Annotated in this window: 2 protein-coding genes and 2 pseudogenes; all 4 read right to left on the bottom strand. The window is 37.6% G+C overall.

The features are described 5' to 3' along the window. Positions 1-276: 276 nt before the first annotated feature. The gene (locus tag DM84_RS04040; protein ID WP_250778490.1) at positions 277-1,389 is read right to left on the bottom strand and encodes an efflux RND transporter periplasmic adaptor subunit; all 1,113 of its coding nucleotides are present in this window, start codon (positions 1,387-1,389) and stop codon (positions 277-279) included. 306 nt (positions 1,390-1,695) lie between these two features. Further along, positions 1,696-2,719 (bottom strand): annotated as a pseudogene (gene cydB / locus DM84_RS04035) (cytochrome d ubiquinol oxidase subunit II). After that, positions 2,712-4,118, bottom strand: a pseudogene (locus tag DM84_RS04030) (cytochrome ubiquinol oxidase subunit I). Before DM84_RS04030 ends, cydB begins: the two co-directional pseudogenes overlap by 8 nt. A 166-nt stretch (positions 4,119-4,284) precedes the next feature. Then, positions 4,285-6,665: carbamoyl-phosphate synthase large subunit (gene carB / locus DM84_RS04025; RefSeq protein WP_250778487.1), on the bottom strand; the 2,381-nt coding region annotated here is incomplete at its 5' end.

The raw sequence follows: 6,665 nt of genomic DNA, 5'->3' as shown, positions 1-6,665 counted from the left end.
ATCTGGTAAATTTCTTAATGTTTATAGCTAGTTGCAATCTATGAATGAACATTTGTTTTTACAACAAGTGGTGTCACCCCAGCGCGTGACGCTAAAATTCTGGAATTTTATCAAGTAGGTAAGCATAAAAGTTATGTTAAATGCATCATTTTATGGAAAACTGGATCCCAGTGTCGGAGCACTAGAATGACAGGAGGAGGGATACTTGGATGATAAAAAAGACTACTTGGTGTATTTTCGTATCAGAAAACACTCGCTAAGGTACTTTTTGGCTGCTTAACCGCTACATCCTTGACAACCGAAGTCTAAAACTTTATCACCAGGTTTAACAAATAAGTGGCCTAGCACTATCAATTTTATAGGTTTATCCTCGTTATGTGCTACCACCCAAGTTCCATCGCTCTCATGATCAACAATTTCTACTGGTATAAATACTACATAACCATCGTCATCAATAATCTTTATCCCAGGAGAACCCTCATCACTTAAGCTCAGAGCTGAAGAAGGAATTTTATATGCAAACCTTTTGCCTGAAGACAGTTCTACGCTAGCAGTTAATCCTTGCAAGGATATCATTTCATTATTAGTTATCTTTACTTCGACTCTGTAGGATCCGGTTTTAGGCTCAGCAATTTTACTGATGAAACTCACTTTACCCTCTAGTTTCCTTCCATCTAGCAAATTAACTTGAGCTGTGCTACCTAGCTCTATTTTATTTATTTCATTTTCTGAAACGTATAACACTACAAGAATTTGATCAAAATTAACTATGTCAGCTATTTTGTGCCCAGCGTTAATAAAATCTCCTTCATTTGTATTGATCTTATCTATATAACCATCAATAGGGGACTTAACTGCAGCATTTTCTAAATCCAACACTAGTCTCTTTAGGTCAGCCTTTGCACTCTGCAACGCAGTAAAAGCAGCTTCTACCTGCATCTGAGCTCTGTAGCCTTTTCTACTCAGCTTGACAGAAGAATTATATTCAATCTCGCGCTGCTTTAAAAGCGCCTTGGCTTGTTCAACTTGCTCAGTTCTGCCGTAATCTTCTATCTGCAAAACTACATCATCTTTTTTTACCTTTTCACCATCGGATAAATAAATGGCGGTAACTTTATCACTTACTTTTGAGATAAGGCTGGCTCTATGTGAGGGATTCACTGTACCAGAAAAATTTAAATATATAGTGCGATTTTGTGGCTCACATTCCTGAACCTTTACTGAAAAGCTACTCAGTGCACTATCATTATGAGCAGCTCGATCTTTCTTAAAAAACACACTGTTGACAAAAAACAGCAAAGTAAGAGCAATACTAGAAATGACAATTACTTTATTCCTCATCTTTAAGCAATAAAATTTGTTGACCAGTTTTTTTAAAAACGACCGCATAAATAAAACTTTCAAATAGGAATATAAGTATAATATATGCATATTATACTCATTGTCACTTCATAAGTAGCCCTGTAAACGAAAAGTAAATTGCATTCATTTCGAAACCAGCAGGGTTTCAGTAATATCGCCTTACATAAAGGTTTTTATTCAATTGAGAACAGTAGAAACTTACAAAAATTAACTATAAATTTAGCCTGGTAAGTTAATATCAGTACTGCTAATAAACCACCAACCCATAAAACAACAAACCACAGCCATTGTTTAACCTGAGGGTGACGCTTTAACCACGAAATTATTAGCTTATTAATATGTGTGTTCATTACTTGATTTCCCACGAAAAACATAATAGGAATACCCAGTGTAAGTTAAAATAAGCGGTAAAAGTGGTACCGTAACAACCAACATCAAAGATAAACTTGACCCAGAAGCAGCCGCATCAAGAATAGTATAGTGAAAGGGTATAATCCATGGATAGATACTAATTCCTAAGCCTAAATACCCCATAAAAAAAATAGCAATACTGAGAAAAAATGGACGGTACTCCCGTTTAGCATCCTGGAGATCAAGCCATAATATGAAAAATAGCAAAGATGTTAGAAGTGGAACAAAAAATAAATAATAAAGATTCGGTACACTAAACCAAAAGTTCTTAATACCCTCATTTAAAAATGGGATCACTATACTAACTAGCGCCATAAAAATGCCCACAAAACTAAGTGTATAGGAAGCAACCTTGCGTGCCCATTTCTGTGTTATATCTTCTGTTTTCATTACGAGCCATGTAGAGCCTAAAAGTGCATACCCAAACACTATAGCAATGCCTGTCATCACACTAAAAGCGCTTGCCCAATCAAATTGGCCGCCAGAAAAGTTGCGTCCGTTTACTTTCACACCACGTATAAATGCACCTAAAATCATGCCCTGACAAAATGCAGTACCAAGTGACCCATAATGGAAGGCACAACTCCATAGCAGTCTAGATTTCCCTTCTGCCTTAAAATAAAACTCAAAAGATATACCACGCATGGTAAGGCCAAGTAGCATGAATAATTATAGGAATATAGAAAGCAGGCATTAATATTGAATATGCAAGAGGGAAAGCAGCAAATAGCCCTGCACCACCTAGTACCAACCATGTCTCATTTCCGTCCCAAAATGGTGCGATCGAGTTTATCATATGATCACGACATTTATTCGATGGTGCAAAGGGAAGTAAAATACCGATACATAAACCAAACCCATCCATTAGAACATAGAATAAAATAGCTGTGGCTATTAGTAATCCCCAGATTAGTGGTAAATTAACTAATGAAGAAAAATCAAACATGGTTGTTACTCTTTCCAGATGTACCAGCCTCAATTACTGAAGCTCCAATACCGTGTTTATAAAATTGCTCTTCTTCTTTAATAACAGGAATTCCTTTATATATCAGCTTTAAAATATAATAACTGCTTGCTCCAAATATAAGAATATACATAACAATAAATGCAATTAAAGACCATGCGACCTGAGGACCAGTAATTGCAGGTGAAAATGATTCGATTGTGCGTAGAATTCCATATACAGTGTAAGGTTGACGACCAATTTCAGTAGTAAACCAACCTGCAAGTAATGCTATAAATCCAGAAGGCATCATTAACATCCACCATCCATGTAAAAAGCAACTTTGGAATAATCTGCCACGAAAATATTGTATAGCACTAATTAACCCAATCATAATCATTAAGAATCCGATTCCAACCATTATACGAAAGGACCAAAATACCCATATTACAGGTGGCCTATCTTCCTTTTTCCATTCTTTTAACCCTTTTACTTCTCCTAAAAAATCATGTGTTAAAATTAAGCTGGCAAGATTAGGAACTTTTATCTCGTAGTGATTAATTTCGTTCTGTTGATCCGGATAAGCAAACAAACGCAGATCAGCACCCTTCTCGGTCTTCCATATACCTTCCATTGCAGCAATTTTGGCAGGTTGATGCTTTAATGTATTGAGTCCATGTATGTCCCCCACAAGCAGCTGAAACGGCGCAGTCAAAGCCACCATAAAAGTTGCCATACTAAGCATGATTTTTGCTTGAGGAACATGTCGCTTTTTCCAAAGATAAATGCCCCTACACCGCCCACCACAAACGCTGTTGTAAGGTAGGCTGCTGTTACCATATGAACAAAACGATAAGGAAAAGAAGGATTAAAAATAACTTCTAGCCAATTGGTTGGGTATAGAAGCCCACCCTCGCCAACTGAGAATCCAGCAGTTGTTTGCATCCAACTATTGGCTGCAAGAATCCAGAAAGCTGAAATAAGTGTTCCCACTGCAACAATACAAGTAGAAACAAAGTGCGTACGAGGACTTACCCTATTCCATCCAAACAGCATAATGCCCAAAAAAGATGCCTCTAGAAAAAAAGCTGTTAAAATCTCAAAGCAAAACAGAGGACCAAGAACATTAGCTACACGATCAGAAAAGACCGACCAGTTAGTACCAATTTGATAAGATAGAACAACTCCTGATACCACTCCCATGCCAAAAGCAACGGCAAAAACCTTGACCCAGAATCTATAAACATCATGAAAATGCTGTATTACCAGTCCTAAGCCAACACCATTCTAAAAAGGCTAGAAAGCTTGCAAGTCCGATTGTGAAAGCAGGAAATATAATATGAAAGCTTATTGTAAAAGCAAATTGAACTCGAGCTAGTGGTAAAGGATCAAATTCAAACATTGTACCTAATGCCAATATACTACAGATAGTAGCCACATTTGCCTATAAGTCAATAGACTTTTTGCATAGCTTTAGCATATTCAAAAAAAACTACTTTTATCAGTAGTTTTTTTGTTTCTATTGAATCCAACGTGCTACTGAAAGCTATGCAAAAGGTCTATTTTTATTAACTATAAACAGCGTTTTGTATCTGCTGCAATGACTTTACTTCCAGCCTGCTGCTTTTTACATATTGAATTGCAAGTACTAACGCTTTACTTCCAGACGCTGTGGTGCTATAAGCTATATTTTGCAAAATAGCAGCCCTTCTAATGTCCTTGCTGTCTGAGACTGATTTAACACCTTTTGAGGTATTGATCACTAGATTTATTTTTCCGTCTTTAAGCATGTCAACTATGTGGGGCCTGCCTTCTCTCACTTTATTTACAGCTTTTGCAGCAATGCCGTTATTGTTCAGATACGAAGCTGTGCCTTTAGTGGCGTATATTTCAAAACCCAGCCCCTTCAACATTCGTGCAACTGGTAATATATATTCTTTATCATCATCTTTTACCGAAATCAAAGCTTTTCCTTCTGTTGGCAATTTATATCCAGCAGCCATGTAAGCTTTTGCAAGTGCAGCCTCAAAGGATAAGTCGATTCCCATTACCTCTCCTGTTGACTTCATTTCCGGACCGAGCAGGGTGTCAATTTCCGAAAAACGTGTAAACGGAAAAACAGCAGCTTTGACTGCAAAGTGATCAAGAGATTTCTTTTCTTGGTCTAATTTTTTGCCTAGAATAACTTGCGTGGCAAGCTTTGCTATAGGAATATTGACTACCTTGGAAATAAAAGGAACTGTACGGCTAGCTCTTAAATTCACTTCCAGTATGTATATATCATTCTCTTGAATGGCAAATTGAATGTTTATCAGGCCTTTCACTTTTAATTCAAAAGCTATTCTTTCAGTTTGCAATTCAATCTCTTTTACGACTTCATCACTTAGCGTGTTTGTTGGTATCGAGCAAGTTGAATCACCAGAGTGAACTCCGGCTTCTTCAATATGCTCCATAACTGCTGCAACGAAAGCTTTTTCTCCATCGCATATAGCGTCAACGTCAACCTCAACTGCATTGACTAAGAATCTATCAAGTAGCAACGACCCGTGTTCAAAAATCTTAGTCTGATCCAGTACATATTCTTTAAAGCTCTCAATATCGTGCTTAATTGACATAGATTGACCACCCAGAACGTAGGATGGCCTGACTACTAACGGAAACCCCACCTTCTCTGCGTTGGCTAATGCTTCTTCCACTGAATGACAAATAGAGTTCTCAGGTTGTTTTAAATTAAGCTGCAAAGCAAGGTTTTTGAATCTCATACGATCCTCAGCAAGGTCTATAGAGTCAAAAGACGTACCTAAGATATTAAAATCCCTTTCATTTAGTATTTTGGCTAACTTTAAAGGCGTTTGACCACCTATTTGCACTATTACACCTACTAGCGTACCATTCTCTTGCTCTTTGTTTAGTATTTCAAGCACATCCTCTATGGTTAGTGGAGCAAAATACAAACGATCAGCAGTATCATAATCAGTTGAAACAGTCTCGGGATTACAATTAATCATTATTGTTTCATATCCCATTTCTTTGGCAGCAGAAACTGCATGCACGCATGCGTAGTCAAACTCAATACCCTGACCAATACGGTTTGGTCCACTGCCTAAAATGACAACCTTTTTTCGGTCAGAAACATTCGCCTCGCATTCTGTCTTATTTATAACGTCTCCTTCATAACAGCCATACATGTACGCAGTACCCGATTCAAACTCGGCTGCACACGTGTCTACATGTTTATAAACTGGATGAATGCTAAACTTTTTCCTTATTGCTTCAATCTGTTCTATTTTTTTGCTACTTAATTTTGCCAACCTTGCATCTGAAAATCCCATTTTCTTTAGCTCTAGTATTTCGTACGCGCTTTCAGGCAAACCAGCTTCTTTAATTTTTTGTTCAGCTAAGATGATTTGCTGTATATTTTGCAAAAACCACAAATCGTACCCTGTAATCGCATTTATTTCTTCTATGCTTATTCCATGACGCATTGCGTCTGCAGCAATCAGCAATCTGTTTGGTAGCAGTTTTGCTAATTGAGATTTTATATGATCAACATCTGTACCTTCAGAGAACACTTCGTCAAGTCCCGTGAGACCAGTTTCAAGTGAACGAAAGGCTTTTTGTAGTGATTCATTAAAAGTGCGGCCTATAGACATTACTTCCCCCACCGATTTCATGGAGGTTGATAACTCACAATTCGTTCCCTTAAATTTTTCGAATTCAAAACGAGGAATTTTAGTGACGATGTAATCAACCACTGGTTCAAATGCAGCAGGTATAATTGGCGCACAATCGTTGCGTATTTCGTCAAGTGAATAGCCAACAGCAAGCTTAGTTGCAACTTTTGCTATGGGATAACCTGTTGCCTTTGAGGCCAGCGCAGAAGAGCGAGAAACCCTCGGATTCATTTCAATTACAACAAGGCTGCCATCTTCTTTGGGATTAACTGCAA

This window comes from Wolbachia pipientis (genome assembly GCF_023661085.1).
Classification (GTDB): Bacteria; Pseudomonadota; Alphaproteobacteria; order Rickettsiales; family Anaplasmataceae; genus Wolbachia.
The sequence above is the reverse complement of the archived record's forward strand: the minus strand, read 5'-3'. Positions and strand labels throughout refer to the sequence as shown.